General features: G+C 65.5%; 18 protein-coding genes. 7 read left to right on the forward strand and 11 right to left on the reverse strand.

The window, feature by feature from the left end:
• Window positions 1–52: 52 nt before the first annotated feature.
• Window positions 53–832 (reverse strand): hypothetical protein, encoded by a 780-nt coding sequence (locus TVB01_RS04105; protein ID WP_422454337.1) that lies wholly within the window; start codon window positions 830–832, stop codon window positions 53–55.
• Between the two features lie 165 nt (window positions 833–997).
• Between TVB01_RS04105 and TVB01_RS04110 the strand changes: the two genes are divergently transcribed.
• Window positions 998–1,546 carry a hypothetical protein gene (locus TVB01_RS04110; protein WP_422454338.1) on the forward strand — a complete coding sequence of 183 codons (549 nt, stop codon included), beginning with the start codon at window positions 998–1,000 and terminating at the stop codon, window positions 1,544–1,546.
• 66 nt (window positions 1,547–1,612) lie between these two features.
• Here the strand turns inward: TVB01_RS04110 and TVB01_RS04115 are convergent, their stop codons facing one another.
• A complete protein-coding gene (locus tag TVB01_RS04115; protein ID WP_422454340.1) occupies window positions 1,613–1,825 on the reverse strand; it encodes a hypothetical protein in 213 nt (70 codons plus the stop codon).
• 90 nt (window positions 1,826–1,915) lie between these two features.
• A complete protein-coding gene (locus TVB01_RS04120) occupies window positions 1,916–2,557 on the reverse strand; it encodes a maleylpyruvate isomerase family mycothiol-dependent enzyme (RefSeq protein ID WP_422454341.1) in 642 nt (213 codons plus the stop codon).
• A gap of 281 nt (window positions 2,558–2,838) precedes the next feature.
• Between TVB01_RS04120 and uvrA the strand changes: the two genes are divergently transcribed.
• The 3 genes from uvrA (at window position 2,839) to TVB01_RS04135 (ending at window position 7,209) form a co-directional block, all read left to right on the forward strand.
• A complete protein-coding gene (gene uvrA / locus TVB01_RS04125; protein WP_422454445.1) occupies window positions 2,839–5,307 on the forward strand; it encodes an excinuclease ABC subunit UvrA in 2,469 nt (822 codons plus the stop codon).
• 603 nt (window positions 5,308–5,910) lie between these two features.
• On the forward strand, window positions 5,911–6,594 hold the full coding sequence (locus TVB01_RS04130; protein ID WP_422454447.1) for a DNA alkylation repair protein: 684 nt from the start codon (window positions 5,911–5,913) through the stop codon (window positions 6,592–6,594).
• A gap of 3 nt (window positions 6,595–6,597) precedes the next feature.
• Window positions 6,598–7,209 carry a dihydrofolate reductase family protein gene (locus tag TVB01_RS04135; protein WP_422454343.1) on the forward strand — a complete coding sequence of 204 codons (612 nt, stop codon included), beginning with the start codon at window positions 6,598–6,600 and terminating at the stop codon, window positions 7,207–7,209.
• Here the strand turns inward: TVB01_RS04135 and nhaA are convergent.
• The 3 genes from nhaA to TVB01_RS04150 all read right to left on the reverse strand — a co-directional run bounded on the left by nhaA (window position 7,203) and on the right by TVB01_RS04150 (window position 9,126).
• On the reverse strand, window positions 7,203–8,468 hold the full coding sequence (gene nhaA, locus TVB01_RS04140) for a Na+/H+ antiporter NhaA (protein ID WP_422454345.1): 1,266 nt from the start codon (window positions 8,466–8,468) through the stop codon (window positions 7,203–7,205). The genes TVB01_RS04135 and nhaA overlap by 7 nt on opposite strands.
• Window positions 8,469–8,542: 74 nt before the next feature.
• The gene (locus tag TVB01_RS04145; RefSeq protein WP_154577943.1) at window positions 8,543–8,713 is read right to left on the reverse strand and encodes a hypothetical protein; all 171 of its coding nucleotides are present in this window, start codon (window positions 8,711–8,713) and stop codon (window positions 8,543–8,545) included.
• A 59-nt stretch (window positions 8,714–8,772) separates the two neighbouring features.
• Entirely contained in the window at window positions 8,773–9,126 is a 354-nt protein-coding gene (locus TVB01_RS04150) for an ArsR/SmtB family transcription factor (protein ID WP_422454347.1), read from the reverse strand.
• 124 nt (window positions 9,127–9,250) lie between these two features.
• Between TVB01_RS04150 and arsB the strand changes: the two genes are divergently transcribed.
• Genes arsB through TVB01_RS04165 form a run of 3 tightly spaced genes read left to right on the forward strand, consistent with a single transcriptional unit; the run spans window position 9,251 to window position 12,272 of the window.
• Complete coding sequence (gene arsB, locus TVB01_RS04155) at window positions 9,251–10,363, forward strand: ACR3 family arsenite efflux transporter (protein ID WP_422454349.1); 1,113 nt, start codon at window positions 9,251–9,253, stop codon at window positions 10,361–10,363.
• Window positions 10,360–10,797, forward strand: a complete 438-nt coding sequence (locus tag TVB01_RS04160; protein WP_422454351.1) for an arsenate reductase ArsC — start codon at window positions 10,360–10,362, stop codon at window positions 10,795–10,797. The genes arsB and TVB01_RS04160 overlap by 4 nt, the downstream gene beginning before the upstream one ends.
• An 8-nt stretch (window positions 10,798–10,805) precedes the next feature.
• The gene (locus TVB01_RS04165) at window positions 10,806–12,272 is read left to right on the forward strand and encodes an FAD-dependent oxidoreductase (protein WP_422454353.1); all 1,467 of its coding nucleotides are present in this window, start codon (window positions 10,806–10,808) and stop codon (window positions 12,270–12,272) included.
• Here the strand turns inward: TVB01_RS04165 and TVB01_RS04170 are convergent.
• From TVB01_RS04170 to TVB01_RS04190, 5 genes are all read right to left on the reverse strand, one after another.
• Window positions 12,269–12,736 (reverse strand): SRPBCC domain-containing protein, encoded by a 468-nt coding sequence (locus tag TVB01_RS04170; RefSeq protein WP_422454355.1) that lies wholly within the window; start codon window positions 12,734–12,736, stop codon window positions 12,269–12,271. The two genes, TVB01_RS04165 and TVB01_RS04170, sit on opposite strands and share 4 nt — an antisense overlap.
• A gap of 40 nt (window positions 12,737–12,776) precedes the next feature.
• A complete protein-coding gene (locus TVB01_RS04175; RefSeq protein ID WP_422454356.1) occupies window positions 12,777–13,844 on the reverse strand; it encodes a hypothetical protein in 1,068 nt (355 codons plus the stop codon).
• Between the two features lie 68 nt (window positions 13,845–13,912).
• Window positions 13,913–14,437, reverse strand: a complete 525-nt coding sequence (locus TVB01_RS04180; RefSeq protein ID WP_422454358.1) for a DUF2231 domain-containing protein — start codon at window positions 14,435–14,437, stop codon at window positions 13,913–13,915.
• Window positions 14,438–15,091: 654 nt separating this feature from the next.
• On the reverse strand, window positions 15,092–17,227 hold the full coding sequence (locus TVB01_RS04185) for a 3-hydroxyacyl-CoA dehydrogenase NAD-binding domain-containing protein (RefSeq protein ID WP_422454360.1): 2,136 nt from the start codon (window positions 17,225–17,227) through the stop codon (window positions 15,092–15,094).
• Window positions 17,228–18,469: a thiolase family protein gene (locus tag TVB01_RS04190; RefSeq protein ID WP_422454362.1), complete on the reverse strand. Its 1,242-nt coding sequence runs from the start codon at window positions 18,467–18,469 to the stop codon at window positions 17,228–17,230.
• Between the last annotated feature and the right edge of the window lie 138 nt (window positions 18,470–18,607).

Here is an 18,607-nt window from a genome sequence, read left to right on the forward strand (position 1 = left end):
GATGCCGCAGGCGCACTCTATACCGGGTCCGCAGCGTCGTTTGACGGGTTCCTCAGTCCGTGATTGGGCTTGGGTTCGGCGTGTCCCAGGACGGCCAGTGCAGCAGTCCCTGGGCCTCCAATTCAACGCTGAGGTCGACGGCAGCGGTGGTTGTCCATTCACTGACGGCTACCAGCGTTCCTGCCGAATACTCGCGCTGCTGCTCGAGAGGAAAGGGCGGGCGCCCGTAAGAGGCCAGTGAAAACCAGTTGAGGTATCCGACGGGAAACTTCCGAAGGAAGTGCTTCTCCAGCTGCACTCCCCGGTCCACCACCGCGGCCGTGACAGCGGTGGATCCCACGGCGGCGAATGCCGGTTGCCAGATGCCGATCAGCCCGCGGAACCATTCTGCCGCTTCTTCAGGGGTGCCGAGGCGGAACCCGTCGGGGAGTCGGAGCGAAATTCGGTTGTGTCCCGCACCTGCTTCAGCCGTGAACTCGAAGATTGTCCCGGTTTCGGGATCGTCGCCCTTATACAGGCTGTAGCGCGCCTCCAGCGTCCCGCACATTGATAGCCCGTCAGGGGCATCTTTTTGGCGCGGACTTTCGATCAGCGCTGCCAGTTCGACGGGATCCTCCGGAACGGGCTGCTGCCTCATCAACCCGGAGGTTCTCCCAGCGCGGATCAGCCACCGCGCCTCATCTGCCGGGAACCGGCCCCGGAGCAGCTGCAGGGTCGGCAGGATCCGGACAGCCACCTCAAGTGCGCTCTCTTGCCGGTTTCCCCAGTGCAGATCCGTCCACACCCACTCGCGCCCGCTGAGGGACAGGGCGTCTGCCACGGTCAAAGTCATGCGGCCCAACCTATCGGATGAATGCGGTTGCCGGCGGGACTGAGCCCCCCCCCACACGCTTGCGTCGTCGATGGCGCGGGGAGCACCTTGGACGAGTGGATTTGCCCGGGCCACTGGGGGCGGGTACCCGCCCCTGGGCCGTCCGGCTGTATTAGGGTGTGGGCTATGGGGGAACACCGGGAAATGCTGCTGGACCTGTCAGTGGAGAATTCCAGTGCTGACGAGCGCATGCGGGAAGTGCGGACGTGGTTCCGTGCCAACGGCTGGAGTTCCCCGGATCCGAACGCCTGTGACTACTTGTATTCCAAGCATCCTGCGGATGCCCTGGGGCCGCGCCTTCGGGAGCTGCTGCCCCCGATCAAACACTTTGCCATCTCCTTCGTTGCCGGGCACGAGCTGTATTTTCCTGGCGGCGGCCCCCTGGGGCCGGTGTGCCCGCAATGCGGCAACGAAAATGACTTTGACGACACGCTTCCCCTGGCCGTGGATTGGTTCGAGAGCCGGGTGGAACCCAGTCTCACCTGCCCCAACTGTGCCTGGCACGCGCTGTGGGGAGAGTGGGAGATCAGCTCCTCGCTCTCTGTATGCTCCTTTGCGGTAATTTTCGGTGACGTGTATCTGGAACCCGACATCAGAGCACTATCTGCCGACCTGAAGGACCAGCTGCAGGCCGAGCTGGGCGGCCGCTGGAAGCTGATGCATTTCTACGACTAGCATCTTGTGTCCGGCTTCGTGCCGCAGGTCGCTGGGCTCACGGTCGGTCTGCACGGCGAAGGCAGGCTAACGGTCCTTATGTTCGGCGCGGAAACCCTCGTTATCTGCGTTCAGGCCCTGCGCGAGGTTTGAATGGACCTCGGTGCGCGGGTCCGACCGGTCCTGGCTTCCGCTGCCGTCCGGTACCTGTTCTCCCAGGTTTTGCATGAGGTTGTCGGCGGCGTTCTCCAACGGATTCGAAGGTTCGCTTTTCGGATCCTTCTCATTCTTGTCGTCCACGAGTCCTCCTCAGTCTTTGACCATCAGCAAACTTACGGTTGTCATGTTAGTGGGAGTTGCCGCCGAAGGGGATGGGGTCCGTGCAAGCCATCATGCCTGCATCAGCCGCAGAACCGCGGCGCCGTCGCCGTCGAGCTCGCCTGCCCGGACCGGGCGGCCGGACACCGCCAGCAGGAGTGCCACGGCGGGTCCGCGTACCTCGTCTCCGGTGCCATGTTCGAAAGCCGCGTCGGACGCAATCAGCCGCAGCCCGTCCGCCAGCTCCCTGCCGCCGCCGACCTTCACCGACGTCTTTAGCTGATGCCGCAGCGCCGCGAGCACAGGCTCAGCGGGATACCGGCGGACAAGGTCCAGCGGCCGCCGGATGTCCTCCCCATGCACCACCGCCTCCACCAGGCGCGTGGCGGGAGGTGCCGGCGGGCCGCTGGTCCGGTGCTGAACGGAGCGAAAAGCCTCCAGGGTTTCAGCCGGGCTGTTTCCCCGGTGCTTCCGGACTCCGGCAGCGTTACTGCGGTCAAAGTCGAAGCGGGCCGTGATCATGCTGTGCAGGAATCCCGTCCGGGTGGTCAGGGCCGTGTCCACCAGATGTGCGAGGACGTCATGGACAGTCCACCCGGGACACAGTGACGGCGTGTGCCAGGCGTCGTCCGGCAGGCCATCGAGGTCTCTGAGAAGGGCGCGGCGTTCCTCGTGCACAGCCCGCCAGACGTCGGAGCTGCTTCGGGATGCCATATCCGGTACTCAATCAGCGCAGGAGCTGGTTGTACAGCCACCGGCACGATGTTCCGCGCAGCTCTGCATCGCCCAGGGCCACCCGCTTCACTGGACAGGACGTGCTCCAACGGGTCCTTCACAGGCTCCGACCTATCTGCTGGGGCGGTGATCACGCCGTTGGTGAAACCCGGGACCTATTCCGTGCCCGGGAGCATGTGTCCTGTTAGCGTCGATGGGTGAGCACTCAACCTGCTGTCAAGTCCGCTCCCAGCCCTGCCCCCGGTCCCTCCGGGAACGGCATGGTCCGTGTCCGGGGCGCCCAGGAAAACAACCTGCGCAGCGTAGACGTCGACATTCCCCGCGATGCAATCGTTGCCTTCACCGGCATCTCCGGTTCCGGCAAGTCCTCGCTGGCGTTCGGCACCATCTACGCAGAGGCACAGAAGCGGTACTTCGAATCGGTGGCACCCTATGCCCGCCGCCTGATTTCCCAGGGCCACAATCCCAAGGTGGAGGCCATTACAGGCCTGCCGCCCGCCGTCGCCCTCCAGCAGCGCCGCGGTACCGCCAGCTCACGCTCCACCGTGGGTACGCTGACCACGCTGTCCAACTCCATGCGGATGCTCTTTTCCCGCGGCGGCACCTATCCGGCCGATGCTGCGCCGGGCAGCCTGGACTCGGACGCCTTCTCGCCCAACACTGCCGCCGGGGCGTGTCGTGAATGTTCCGGCCTGGGCATCGCGCACACCGTGACCGAGGAATCCCTGGTCCCGGACCCGAACCTGAGCATCCGGGACGGCGCCATTGCTGCCTGGCCGGGTGCCTGGCAGGGCAAGAACCTGCGGGACATTCTGATCCATCTGGGTTACGACGTCGATGTGCCCTGGCGGAAGCTGCCGAAGAAAGACCGGGACTGGATCCTTTTCACCGAGGAACAGCCGGTGGTCACTATCACCCCGCAGCGCGACCGCGTGGCCAAGCCCTATAAGGGACGGTTCTGGAGCGCGCGCAGCTACGTGCTGCACACGTTGGCGGATTCGGGCAGCGCGAAGATGCGCGAACGGGTCTTGGAATACATGGTCTCCGGCCCGTGCCCGGTCTGTGGTGGAGCGGGCCTTCGCCCGGAGGCACTGGCTGTTACCTTCGCCGGCCGCAACATCGCCGAACTCAACGGAGCGACCCTGGGCGAGCTCGCGGAAATCATCCGGCCGACGGCGGAGCTCAAGGAAGCGGGTACCGCGTCCCGGTCCGCGGCCTCGAACGAGGACACCGAGGTTGCCGTCACCATCACCCGCGACCTGCTGTCCCGGCTCGAGATCCTGATCTCCCTGGGCCTGGGTTACCTCAGCCTGTCCCGCGCCACACCCACGCTCTCACCCGGCGAGATGCAGCGGCTGCGCATCGCCACCCAGCTGCGGTCCGGACTGTTCGGCGTCGTCTATGTCCTGGACGAACCCTCCGCGGGCCTGCACCCGGCGGATGCCGAGCCGCTGCTGGCCGTCCTGCAGGAACTCAAGGAGGCGGGGAACTCGGTGTTCGTCGTCGAGCACAACATGGACGTGGTGCGCAGGGCCGAGTGGATTGTCGACGTCGGTCCGCAGGCCGGCGACGGCGGCGGCACCGTCCTCTACAGCGGTCCGGTCGACGGGCTGGCCGAGGTGACGGAGAGCGCCACCCGGCCCTTCCTCTTCGGCGAAGCCGAGGAAACCAAGCCGGCCCGGCGCCGCGCTGAGCGCTGGCTCTCCCTGAAGGGCATCTCGCGGCACAACCTGCATGAACTCGACGCCGATATTCCGCTTGGCGTGCTGACCGCCGTCACCGGGGTATCCGGGTCCGGAAAGTCCACCCTGGTCAGCCAGGTTCTTGCCGAAGCCGTGGGTACCCAGGTCAACGGCGCACCGCCGGAAGAGGATGACGACGCCGGTGCGGGCGGTGACGATCCCAGGGTTCAGGTGCGCAGCATCAACGGACTTGAACATTTGGACCGCCTGGTGAAGGTGGACCAGCGTCCCATCGGCAGGACCCCGCGCTCGAACCTTGCCACCTATACGGGGCTGTTCGATGCGGTCCGGAAGCTCTATGCGGGCACGGATGAGGCTCGGGCACGCGGCTACACCGCCGGACGCTTCTCCTTCAACGTCACGGGCGGCCGCTGTGAAACCTGCCAGGGTGAGGGGTTCCTCGCCGTCGAACTCCTGTTCCTCCCCGGCACGTACGGCCCCTGCCCGCAGTGCCACGGAGCCCGCTACAACCAAGAAACGCTCGAAATCACCTACCGCGGAAAGTCCATCGCGGATGTGCTGGCCATGCGGGTGGAGACCGCGACTGAGTTCCTCTCTGATGTCCCGGCCGCGGTGCGCAGCCTGAACACCCTGCTCGACGTCGGCCTTGGCTACCTGCGCCTGGGCCAGCCCGCCACGGAACTCTCCGGCGGCGAAGCACAGCGGATCAAGCTGGCCACCGAGCTGCAGCGGGCACGCCGCGGCCACACGCTCTACCTGCTGGATGAGCCGACCACCGGCCTGCACCCGCAGGACGTGCAGCTGCTGCTTGCACAGTTGAACCGGCTGGTGGATGCGGGCAACACCGTCGTCGTGGTGGAGCACTCGATGAACGTGGTGGCGTCTGCTGACTGGGTGATCGACATGGGACCGGCAGGCGGCGACGACGGCGGCCGGATTATCTGTGCCGGGACCGCTGACGAGGTGGCTGCCTGTGAAGCCTCGCGGACGGCGCCGTACCTTGCTGCCGCGTTGAAGAGACTCTGACAGGGCGGTCGGAGGGTACGGAACGGCGGCTCGGCAATCGGTGTCAGCCGCCTAACCCAAACCCTGCTGCCGTCTAAATCGCAGGCAATACGGTGGGCACAATAACCTTCGGTGACTTGACGCTCTTTGGAGCGGGTTCCGCGAAACGTTTGGGGAGATAACGCTCCATTGCGGCTGTTTTTCCAGCGTTATCTCCACAAAGGTTAAATCCGGACGCTGCTTTCCAGCGTTATCTCCCCGAAGGTTGCGGGCTCGAGCGAAGGAGCGGAGCCCCACAAACGTGTGGTTGACAGCACGAACGGACCTGACGAGCATTGCGCTATGACCGAGCGGGAAGCACTGCCACTCCGTTTTGTCCTGGCGGCCCTGGGACTCTTGGCCCTGTTGTCGCAGACAGTGCTGCTGCCGAGCCTCGCGGGCGAGTACGCCGCAGCGTATCCGCAGATCGCGCACCTCGCCGTCCCGTACGCCATTGCGGCGGTTGCGGCGGTAGCCTGCCTTGGTGCGGCGCTGCTGGCAGCGTGGCGGATGCTCAGCATGGCGGTGGCAGAAGGCGAACTAACTCCCGGGACCCAACCACTGGATGTGAAAGGAAACAGCAGCATGGCCGCAATAAGCACCGGAACCACGGTGAACGAGGTAATGGACCAGTTGGCCTCCTTGGAGGACCCGAAGATGCGGGCGATCAACGAGAGACACGGTGATGACCACGGTGTGAACCTCGGCAAACTCCGCGCCGTCGCCAAGGAGCTGAAAACGCAGCCAGAGCTGTCCCGTCAGCTCTGGCATACCGGTGACACTGCGGCACGGCTGCTGTCGCTGTTGATCTGCCGGCCGAAGTCCTTCGACCAGGACGGGCTGGACTCAATGCTGCGGGAGTGCCGGAGCCCCAAGGTGATGGACTGGCTGGTGAATTACGTCGTCAGGAAGAGCCCGCACGCCGAAGACCTGCGCCGAGCCTGGTTCAGGGACCCGGATCCGGTGGTGGCCAGTGCCGGCTGGGCCCTGACCAGCGAGCGGGTCTCCAAGAGTCCTGAGGGCCTGGACCTGCCAGCCCTTTTGGACACGATCGAGGCGGAGATGCAGGACGCTCCGGACCGGCTGCAGTGGGCCATGAACACCTGCCTGGCCCAGACCGGCATCGCCCACCCCCAGTTCCGCTCCCGCGCCATGGCCATCGGTGAACGGCTCGAAGTGCTCAAGGACTATCCAACGCCGCCAAACTGTACGTCACCCTACGCACCCGTCTGGATTGCGGAGATGGTCCGCCGGCAGGCAGGGGAGTGAACCATGGGAAGGATTTCGCTTGACCTGTTTATGACCCTCGACGGCGTCTACCAGGGCCCTGGAGGCGCGGAAGAGGACACCTCGGACGGTTTCACCCTTGGCGGCTGGCAGGCTGCCTTCGCCGATGCTGAATCCGGCGCCGCGATCATGGCCGGCATTAACCAGATGGATGCGCTCCTGCTTGGCCGCAGGACCTACGACATCTTCGCCGGTTACTGGCCGCAGCGCGGAGACTCTAATCCGATTGCGGAGAAGTTCAACTCGATGGACAAATACGTTGTGTCCCGGACGCTGGACGAGGCCAGCTGGGAAGGAACAGCCGTCCTGTCCGCAGCTGAAGACGCAGCCGCTCTGAAGGACCGGCACGAGGACATCCATATCGTGGGCAGTGGCGCACTTGCCGGATCGCTCCTGGCGGCTGGAATCCTGGACCGGCTGAACCTCTTCCTGTATCCCGTCACGCTGGGTTCCGGGAAGCGCATTTTCGCGGACGGAGCCGGTGTCCCTGCGGCCTTCACACTCGCAGCCGCCCCGCAGTCTTTTTCCACCGGGGTGCTCCGCCTGGTCTATGACCGCAGCGGCTCCCCGGTAACAGGGCTCGACGCCGGTCAGTAGCGGCGGTAGTAACGGTTCCGGGCGGTCAGAATCAAGGCACCGATCGCCGCAGAAATCATCGATCCTACGATGACGCCGACCTTCATGTGGTCTGACGCGTCGCCGGCAGGATCGTAGGAGAGTTCACCTACCAACAGGGATACGGTGAAGCCGATGCCGGCGATGAAGGACATTCCAATCATGTCGATCCACGCCAGGGACTTGTCTATGGTGATCCCGCGGAGCCGCGTAATCAGGAACGTCCCACCGGTAATGCCGATCGCCTTGCCGAGGACCAGGCCCCCGATGATGCCCAGCGCGATGCTGTCTCCGAGGGACTCGAGCAGTCCGCTGAAGCCGCCCACTGTCACTCCGGCGGAGAAGAAGGCAAATACGGGCACAGCGACGGCGCTGGAGAACACGGACCACTTGTCCGCAAAGTGGGCCGCCAGGCCCTCGAAGAGCGGGGTGCCGTCTTCCCGGGTGCCGGCCGGAACCTTGGCGCGGCCCTTGGCAACAACGGGAACCATAAAGCCAAGCAGGACACCGGCCACCGTAGCGTGGATGCCGGAGGCATGGATCAGGGCCCAGACACACACACCCAGGGGAATCAGCACCCACCAGGTCCGGACGCCGCGCTGGACCAGCACAGCGAAGACCGCCAGCGGCAGCAGGGCGGCCAGCAGCGGCAGGAACGCGATGTCGTCGGTGTAGAAGACGGCGATGATGGAGATGGCCAGCAGGTCGTCCACGACGGCCAGGGTCAGCAGGAAGGTCCGTAGTGCCGGCGGCAGCATCCTGCCCACCACTGCGATGACGGCTACAGCGAAGGCGATGTCGGTGGCGGCCGGAATCGCCCACCCGTTGAGTGCATCCCCGCCGGCATTTAGGTTGATCAGCGTGAAGATCAGCGCTGGGACGGCAACTCCGCCCATGGCCGCGACAATGGGCACGACGGCGGTGCGCGGGTCCCGCAGCTTGCCGGCGACGAACTCCTCCTTCAGCTCAAGGCCAACAACGAAGAAGAAGACAGCCAGGAGGCCGTCCGCTGCCCAGGCAGCAACGCTGAGGTTCAGGTGCAGGGCTTCGGGGCCGAAGGAAAACTCCCGTACTGACTCGTAAAGGTCAGCCAGGGGCGAGTTGGCCAGGATCAGGGCAATCACGGTGGCGCCCAGCAGCAGGGCACCTCCTGTTGTGTCCTTGCCGAGGGTCTGGTGGACACCGCGCCAGATGGAGTGCGGCTGCTGATTTTCGGGCAGGGCAGGGGAAGAGTGGGACATGGCTGGTTCTTTCACGCGGGGTACCGGGGCAGGGCAGAGTGCACCTGTCCGTCCTCAGATCAGAACGCAGGTGCTTAGCAGGTGCGTGGCGGCGGGCAGCCGGCGATCTCGCCGTGCGCGTTGGTGCCCCAGGAACTCATCCAGCCGTTGGTTCCGCTGGCCCGCTTGGCCAGCAGCAGCCGCTTCAGGTACGCCGTCAGCACCTGTGCGGAAGCACGGGTAAACAGGAGGCGGCGGGCAGTCATGGCGTGAAGTCTAGCAAGGATGCTGATAAATCCGGCCCGTGTGACGCCGGCTGCCGGGCTCAGGAAGCAGGGGACAGGACAGCAGCAGCCCGTTCCAGGGCTCCCGGGATGATCGCGTAGTACGCCCACACCCCGCGCTTCTCGCGGCGCAGGATTCCGGCGTCCACCAGGATTTTCAGGTGGTGCGAGACAGTGGGCTGTCCCAGGCCAACGGGTTCCGTGAGGTCGCAGACGCAGGCTTCCTTGTTCTCCTGCGCGGCGATGATGGACACCAGGCGCAGGCGCGTCGGTTCCGCTACAGCCTTGAGGAGCTGGGCGAACCGGTGGGCGTCTTCGGTGCTCAGGATCTCCTGGGTCACGGAAGGGCAGCAGCCGTCGGCAACGGGCTCGGGAGCTCTCTGGGCAGTGTCCACCCAACCATTATGCACCTAGATTGACATCCGTCGATATAAGGCGGGATAGTCGACATTGACGGATATCGATATAGGTTCCGGCCGCGTCCCGGCCGCGCCAAACCCCTTCCTGCTGAGGAGCACTGTGCCCAACCCCGCCGCCGCACCAGCAGCCGCCCAGGCCGCCGCACGGCTTTCCACCCTTGACCGGTTCCTGCCGGTCTGGATCGTCGCCGCCATGGCAGCAGGGCTGCTGCTGGGCCGTTTCGTCCCAGGTATTGGAGCCGCGCTGGACTCGGTGAAGGTCGCAGACGTATCCCTGCCCATCGCCGTCGGGCTCCTGGTGATGATGTACCCGGTGCTGGCGAAGGTCCGTTACAACGAGACCGGCAAGGTGGTGGCTGACCGCAAACTCATGGTCACGTCCCTGATCCTGAACTGGGCAGCGGCGCCTGCGTTTATGTTTGCCCTCGCGTGGATCTTCCTCCCGGACCTGCCCGAATACCGCACCGGGCTGATCATCGTGGGGCTGGCCCGCTGCATCGCGATGGTGATGATCTGGAACGACCTCGCCTGTGGAGACCGTGAAGCCGCGGCGGTGCTGGTGGCCATCAACTCGGTTTTCCAGGTCCTCGCGTTCGGAGCGCTGGGCTGGTTCTACCTGCAGGTCCTGCCCGGCTGGCTGGGCCTGGAGACAACCAGCACGGACTTCTCCTTCTGGGCCATCACGCTCAGTGTGCTCATATTCCTCGGCATTCCGCTCCTGGCCGGATTCCTCACCCGTACGTTCGGTGAACGGGCCAGGGGGCGCGCCTGGTACGAGGGCCGGTTCCTGCCGAAGATCGGCCCGTGGGCACTCTACGGGCTGCTGTTCACCATCGTGGTGCTGTTCGCGATGCAGGGCGACGAGATCGCCGCGAACCCGCTCGACGTCGCACGCATCGCCCTGCCGCTGCTGGTCTACTTCGTGGTGGTGTTCGGTGCCGGCATGCTGCTCGGCCGGATCCTGAAGATGGGCTATCCGCGTACTACCACGCTCGCCTTTACCGCCGCCGGAAACAACTTCGAACTCGCCATCGCCGTGGCGATCGGAACCTACGGGGCGGCCTCCGGCCAGGCGCTGGCCGGCGTCGTCGGGCCGCTGATCGAAGTTCCCGTCCTGGTAGCCCTTGTCTACGTCGCCCTGTGGGCACGGAAGAAATACTGGCCTGCTGCTACACCAACCCCCGCAGCTCCGGCAGAAGAGGCACGCCGATGACCTCCGCAGCCAAACCATCCGTCCTGTTCGTCTGCGTCCACAACGCCGGCCGCTCGCAGATGGCCGCCGCCTACCTCCGGGTCCTTGGCGAAGGACGCATCGACGTCCGGTCTGCCGGATCCGAGCCCGCGGACCGGATCAACCCGGCCGCCGTTGCAGCGATGGCCGAAGACGGCATCGATATGTCCGCCGAGCTGCCGAAGGTCCTGACCACCGACGCGGTGCGGGAGTCCGACGTCGTCATCACCATGGGCTGCGGGGACACCTGCCCGGTCTTCCCGGAGAAACGCTACGAAGACTGGAAACTCGACGATCCCGCCGGACAGGGCCTCGACGCCGTCCGCCCGATCCGCGACAGTATCCGGTCCCGCATCGAAGTCCTGGTTGCCGACCTGCTGCCCGGCGACCCATCCCGACCCGCCCCCTTCGCTTAAGGAATCCCATGTCGAAGAACACCGACACCGCACTGTCCCAGCTTCCCGTCGCCGTTATAGGCTCCGGCCCGGTAGGGCTGGCTGCCGCCGCGCACCTGCTCGAGCGCGGACTGGATCCCGTCATCTTCGAGGCCGGCAGTTCACCGGCCGCCGCCGTCAGCGCCTGGGGGCACGTCCGGCTGTTCTCACCCTGGCAGTACGACGTCGACGCCGCCGCCCGCCGCCTGCTCGCCGGTACCGGCTGGCAGGAACCGGACGCGCAGTCGCTGCCCACCGGGAACGAACTTGTGGAGGAATACCTTCGCCCGCTGGCCGCCCAGCCCGCGATAAGCAGCGCTCTGCGGCTGAACAGTGAAGTCCTGGCCGTCACCCGGGAAGGGCTGGACAAGACCCGAACCGGCGGACGGGAAAGTACCCCGTTCCTGCTCCGGGTCCGGGATGCATCCGGCAATGTGGCTGACCACCGGGTCCGGGCCGTGATCGACGCCTCCGGCACCTGGAACGCCCCGAACCCTCTCGGACAAGCGGGGCTTCCTGCCGCCGGTGAAGCGGAGGCCTACGCCGCAGGGTTCATCACGGCTCCGCTTCCGGATGTTCTGGGCCGTGAGCGTGACCTGTTTGCGGGGCGGCACGTCCTGGTGGTGGGGGCCGGGCACTCGGCTGCGAATACGCTGCTGGCCCTGGGGGAGCTGGCTGAACTGGAGTCGGCTACCCGGATCAGCTGGGCGATCCGCAGCAGCTCGCCAGCCGGGGTCTACGGCGGCGGCGACTTGGACGGCCTGCCCGCCCGCGGCGCCCTGGGCACCCGGCTGCGTGCCCTCGTCGAAGCGGGACGAATTGAACTGCACACGTCATTCCGGATCACCGGGTTCAAGACGTCGGACAGCCTCACCGTTGTGGGTAGTACTCCGGCCGGGGAAAGGCAGCTAAACGTGGACCTGCTGGTTCCTGCCACCGGCTTCCGGCCGAACCTGGATATGCTGCGTGAGGTCCGCCTGGACCTTGATTCGGTGGTGGAAGCCCCGCGTCAGCTCGGACCGCTCATCGACCCCGAGTTCCACAGTTGCGGCACCGTGGAACCGCACGGCGCCAGGCTCCTGGCCCATCCGGAAAAGGACTTCTACATTGTGGGCATGAAGTCCTACGGACGCGCTCCCACGTTCCTGATGGCCACCGGCTACGAGCAGGTTCGGTCCATTGCGGCGGCTCTCGCCGGCGACCGGGAAGCAGCGGACAAGGTAGAGCTTGTCCTGCCGGAAACCGGTGTCTGCTCAACGGACCTGGGTGGCAGTTGCTGTGATGCGCCTGCGGCTGAGGACGCCGCACTGGAACAAGCATCCTGCTGTGGGACAGCACCGGAACCGGAACCGGGACCGGAAGAGGCGCAGTCGTCCTGCTGCGGGACGCCTGAGCCCGCGTTCCTAGGCATTCCCACCGGTTTGGCCCACGGGCGCTCTGCCCGGGAGGAGAATTAGGGGCACAGCGTGTGTAACGTCGCGTGGAGCGGCCAGAACTGCGCAGACGGCAGCGGGGTCCCTGAAACGGCTGCCTCCAGGAACGTCAGGTGGGTTATCCAGCCCGGGAGATAGGAAGAGGCGAGATCGCCGAGCTTGAGATGACGCAGCTCGAGTAGGCATCCCTGTTCCGTGGGATGAAGACTGATGTCCAGCTGCGATTCGGGTTCGTCCGGAAAGTCCCAGGTCATCACCAGCAGGTATGGTTCCTGAGCCATGATGACCAGGCTTCGGGACACCATGCCGTCCCCATGGTCGATCACGAGCTCACCTCCCGGCGCGAGATCACACTCGCTCGCGGTGCCCAGCCACTGGGACAACACGGCCGGCTGGCTGAACGCGTTCCAGACGTCTTGGGGATGCGCATCGAACGTCCAGGACACGGCAAGGCTGTCCTCGGCCATGGCGTAGTAGGAAAGCGGCATGGCGACGATTCTGGCACACTGCTGCTTCCGCCGGGGACGTTTATCGGGTCCGCACCCAAGCGTCACTGTTTGGCTCCCGGGACCACGTCTGCCGCGGCGCGTCTGCTTCACGGACGACGTCGGTCAGCCACAGGGTGCTGCCAGGATCCCATCCCGCGAGGACCGTGGCGGTGTCCGTGTCCACTTCAAGTGCCCGGCCCGCGGTCTGCAGATAACCGGAGACGGTCAGGTGCACTGCGTCCCATTCACCGGCAACCCGTTGCCAGTCCGGGATCACCCACGGACCGTCCCGGCCAGTCGTGCGAAACCAATCGTGTCTGCGGGAAGCAGTGACCTCCACAGGATACGCGTGGCAAAGCGAGATCCAGTCCTCCGCGGTGTGTATCTCAAAGGTTCGTCCAACTCCGTAGACCGGAATCACTGTCGCCACCCCCCAATTGAAGGAGTCCTCCACCAGGCTCAGTCCGGCGGGAATGCTGTCTACGGCCCGGGTGAGTGCAAGTGGGAATGACCACCAGTTTCCAGAGAAATTCGCATAAACGCTCTCCGGGCGCGCCCGTGCAGCCTGGACTTCCTCGGCACGTATCTCCTTCGCCCACCGGAGTAAGACCTCCTGCGGCTTATCTTGCAGCGGTGCCGGATCCTCTGCGGAACGCCAGTTGATGGCCCATTGCTCCGTCTGACGCACCTGCGACCAGGCCTGCCATGTCCGGGTAGTGACGATCTGCCCAGCGACCGGCTGGAGGGCTGCGGTGATGGCCGGCAGACCGGCGAGCACGTCTTCTCCATCGGGTTTCTGCCAGTAGCGTGCCGTACCGACAGCTCGTTCCAAGGCCCGCGCGGCGTTCTCGTCCGTGATGCTGGACGTATCGATCGAACGAAGTGCTGCCGCCAGGCCCTCCACGGAGGGGTCTTCGCTTGGTGCACCGGCATCTGAACTGTTGCTGGACAAGGCGAAGAGGACAGTGGATGTTCCCTTGCCGGGGTCCAGCTCATACCCAAGATGGAAGGCGGCGTTTCGAACGCCGGAATCAAGTTCCATCGCGAGTTCAAGACACAGGCGCCGCCCGCGGGGACCCTTAAGCAGCAGGTCAGGCTCGGTTTGCATCCGCTCATCCTTGCATACGGACAGCGGCATGCTCATGCTCCAGGAAAGCTCTACGGCACGGACATGGACTATCGCCGGGCCGCTGCGCGGGTGAGTGCCAGATACCCGCCCAGGAATCCAGCCCCGGCGGCGACGGCGTTTGCCGCGAGGGCAAGGAGGGCGCCGCCTCGGTGACGGCCGCGAAGGCGCGCGATGAGCGAACCCGTCATGAGGAAGATGGCGATGTCCGTGCCCAGGGCATGAATCCCGCCGATCCGGTGCTCGGCGTTCCGAAGCTCTGTCCAGTCGCTGGCGCCTGCGAGGGAAGTCGGTACCGCCGCTGCGATTCCAGCTCCGACCAGGAGGGTGGCACTGCGGCGGGCACGGGCTCCACCGACCAGATCGAGGATCGAAGCGCTGATCCAGCAGCCGAGCGGCAAGTCCGTCAGGATTGGGTGCAGCGAGTGGCCCGCGATGCGGCCGTTGAAGGGGGTATGCCGAACCCAACGAAGAACGGGCCCGTAGAGGTATTCCTGGGTCCTGGCAACGCCTTCGGACACAGGACTCTCACCGACGGCCTGCATCAGGCGTTCGGAGGCTGTTGAACCGTTCACGCATCCCAAGGTACGCCCGTGCGGCACAGCTGCCTAGAGAGAACAGCCGCTCACGTGCAGAGGAATTCCCCGCCGCAAACCTTTGGGGAGATAACGCTCTTTAGGGACGGTTCGGGAAAACCTTTGCTGAGCTAACGCTGCTTTGACCCGCTCATAACAGCGATATCTCCCCAAAGGTTCGTTGGCGGCGGGCGAACCCGGGCGGCCGTGAACGGCGGGATACAGGCATACTGGGTCCCATGGCCAGCGACTCAGCAGGGAATGACAACGAGCACCGTGTCCCAACAGGCGACGCTGAGCCACCGCAGGCCGCTTCCAGGCTTCAGTGGTCCAATAGCGGCATTCCTCGGCGTATTCACCGCTCTGAACATCATTCTTATCGTGGCGGATGCCCCAACGGGGATGCGGCTCATCCCCACAGGACTCGTCTTGGCCGCAGCGCTTGGAGCGTTCATAGCTGTACTGCTCCGCCGCGCACGCCATCACTAGCAAAGAGCAACGGATGCAACGCAAAAGCGCCGGACGGGCCGGGTGAGGCGGCTTTAATATTCCCGGCGAGCTCTGCGAGCAAAGGGAATTTCGTTGCCGCCGTTCCGGTCCGCCCGGCGCGTGCCAAGCATGCCAAGCATGCCAAGCGAATGAAACGGAGATGAGCTAGACAGCAGCCGGAACAGCACCGGCGTTGAACAGCTTTCCGTTCACTCGGTCCGAGGCTCCAACACGGTCCAGGTACGGCGTGATGCCACCGAGGTGCATCGGCCAGCCGGCGCCGAGGATGACGCAGAGGTCGATGTCCTCCGGACCAGCCACCACGCCTTCGTCGAGCATCATGCCGATCTCCTCAGCCAGGGCGTCCTGCGTGCGGCGCAGGACCTCCTCGGAAGTGGACGGCGAATCGCCGAACGTCAGCAGGTCCAGGGTTTCCTGCGGCACGTAGGGCTTGCCGTCCCCGTCCTTCTGCCACAGTGACTTGATACCGGCGTCGATGAGCTTCTGTGAGTTCTCCGAAACGTGGAACCGGTCGCCGAAGGCAGCGTGCAGGGACTCCTGCACGTGCTGCCCAACAGGCAAACCAACCAGGGCCAGCAGGCTGAACGGCGTCATCGGCAGGCCCATGGGCCGCAGCGCGTTGTCCGCCGTGGCGGCATCGGTGCCCTCGTCAAACACCTTGGTGATCTCGCCGAACATCCGGCCCAGGATCCGGTTGACCACAAACGCGGCAGCATCCTTGACCAGCACTGCAGTCTTCTTCAGCTGCTTGGCCAGGACAAAAGCGGTGGCCAGCACGGCGTCGTCGGTCTTCGGGGCACGCACGATCTCCAGCAGCGGCATGACAGCCACCGGGTTGAAGAAGTGGAAGCCTACAACGCGCTCGGGGTGCTGCAGGTCAGCAGCCATTTCCGTCACCGACAGCGAGGAGGTATTCGTGGCCAGGATGCACTCGGGGGAGACGACGGCCTCCACCTCGGCGAAGACCTGCTTCTTGACCGACATTTCCTCGAACACGGCTTCAATCACGAAGTCCGCGTCGGAGAAGGCTTCCTTGGACACGGATCCGGTGACCAGCGCCTTGGTGCGGTTCGCGGCGTCGGGGGAGATGCGGCCCTTGCCCAGCAGCTTGTCCACCTCGGCGTGGACGTAGCCCACACCCTTGTCCACGCGTGCCTGGTCGATATCCGTCATGACCACCGGCACCTTGAGCTGCTTGGCGAACAGCAGGGCCAGCTGGCTGGCCATCAGGCCTGCACCCACGACGCCGACCTTGGTCACCGGACGGGCAAGCTTCTTATCCGGAGCACCGGCGGGACGCTTGCCGCGCTTCTGCACCAGGTCCAGGAACGCGTAGACGGTGGACTGGAACTGCGGGGTCTGCATCAGTTCGGCCAGTGCGTCGCACTCGGCTTCGCGTGACTGGTCGCGGGTCCAGTTCTTGCCGGCTTCGAGCAGGTCCAGCACCTTGGCCGGTGCCGGGGCGGCGTTGGAGGTGCGGGCCTCCACGAAGGCACGGCCGGCAGCAACGGCGGCGTCCCAGCGGTCCGCAACCTCGGCAGGCTCGACGGCGTTGGGACGGTCCACGCTCTCAGCACCGGTGATGATCCGGGAGGCCCAGGCGAGGGACTGCTCCAGGAAATCGGCCGGTTCGAACAGGGCATCTGCCACGCCGAGCTTGTAGGCAGCCGGACCCGAGAGGGTGCGGTTGTTGCTCAGCGGGTTCTCGATCATCACCTTGACGGCGTTCTCGGGCCCGATCAGGCGCGGGAGCAGGTAGACGCCGCCCCAGCCCGGAACCAGGCCGATGAATGCTTCGGGCAGGGCCAGGGCCCCGGCGCCCGTCGACACCGTGCGGTAATCGGACTGCAGGGCAATTTCGAGCCCGCCGCCGAGGGCAACACCGTTGATGAAGGCGAAGCTGGGAACGCCCAGATTGCCGAGTTTGGCGTAGACATCGTGCCCCAGAGCCGCCATGGCGACGCCGTCCTCGTACTCGCCGAGGGTCTTGACCGCGGAGAGGTCCGCGCCGGCCACGAGGTAATGCGGCTTGCCGGTCACGCCGACGCCCACGATCTCACCCTTGTCCGCACGCTCCTTCAGCGCATCCAGCACGTTGCCCAGTTCCAGCAGGGTGTTCGGGCCCAGCGTGGTGGGACGGGAGTGGTCGACGTCGTTGTCCAGCGTGATCAGGGCAAAGGTGCCGGCACCGCCGGGCAGCTCTACGTCGGAGACGTAGGAGTGGGTGACAACCTCGTTCGGGAAGAGCCCGGCGAGGCGCTGGAAATCAGTGGCAGTCATTTACTTCGAAGCCTCCGTGGACTCGGTGTTGTACTCGGGGTGGTTGGGGTTTTCCCAGATGACGGTGGCGCCCATGCCCAGGCCAATGCACATGGTGGTCATGCCGTAGCGCACCGAGGGGTCTTCCTCGAACTGGCGGGCCAGCTGGGTCATCAGGCGCACGCCCGAGGAGGCCAGCGGATGCCCGACGGCGATCGCGCCGCCGTAGCGGTTCACCCGGGGGTCGTCGTCGGCAATGCCGAAGTGGTCCAGGAAGGAGAGCACCTGGACGGCGAAGGCCTCGTTGATTTCGAACAGGCCGATGTCCTCGATGGACAGCCCGGTCTGCTTCAGCGCCTTCTCCGTGGCCGGAACCGGCCCAATGCCCATGACCTCGGGTTCAACGCCGGCGAAGGCGTAGCCGACCATGCGCATCTTCACGGGCAGGCCAAGTTCCTCGGCGGCGTCGGCGGACGCCAGCAGAGCGGTGGTGGCGCCGTCGTTCAGTCCGGAGGCATTGCCTGCGGTGACCCGGCCGTGCGGGCGGAAGGGGGTGCGCAGGGTAGCCAGGTCTTCTACGGTGGTTCCCGGGCGGGGCCCTTCGTCGACTGTGCTGAGGGTCCAGCCGGCACCGGCCTTCTTAGTGGCAACGGGCACCAGGTCCGGCTGGATCTGGTTGCCGGCGTAAGCCTTCGCGAGCTTCTCCTGGCTGGCCGCGGCGTAGGCGTCAGTGCGTTCCTTGGTGATGTCCGGGAACCGGTCGTGCAGGTTCTCGGCAGTGTTGCCCATGTTCAGGGCTGCCGGATCCACCAGGCGCTCGGTAACGAAGCGCGGGTTGGGGTCGGCGCCGTCGCCCATCGGGTGGTGGCCCATGTGCTCCACGCCGCCGGCAATCACGACGTCGTACGCGCCAAAGCCGATGCCCGAAGCAGTGGTGGTCACAGCGGTCATGGCGCCGGCGCACATGCGGTCGATGGCGAAGCCGGGAACCGTGCGGGGCAGACCGGCCAGCAGTGCGGCGGTGCGGCCGATGGTCAGGCCCTGGTCGCCGGACTGGGTGGTGGCAGCAATGGCCACTTCGTCCACGCGCTCCGGCGGCAGCGACGGGTTGCGGCGCAGCAGTTCGCGGATGCACTTGACCACCAGGTCATCGGCGCGGGTATCGGCGTACATGCCCTTCTCGCCGGCGCGTCCAAAGGGGGTCCGAACGCCGTCGACAAAAACGACGTCCCTGATCTGCCGTGCTCGGCTCTGTGGGCTCACGTACTGCTCCTCTTTGAGATGTGGATTAGCTCACGCTCAATGTTACTCGCCAGTAACTTAGGCTGCAAGGGCTGCAGCCGCGTGCCGCGGGCGAACTCCAGCCCAGCAAACTCCGGCAGATACGGCAAGACCCGGAAC

Source organism: Arthrobacter sp. 7Tela_A1 (genome assembly GCF_049311065.1).
GTDB lineage: Bacteria > Actinomycetota > Actinomycetes > Actinomycetales > Micrococcaceae > Arthrobacter_B.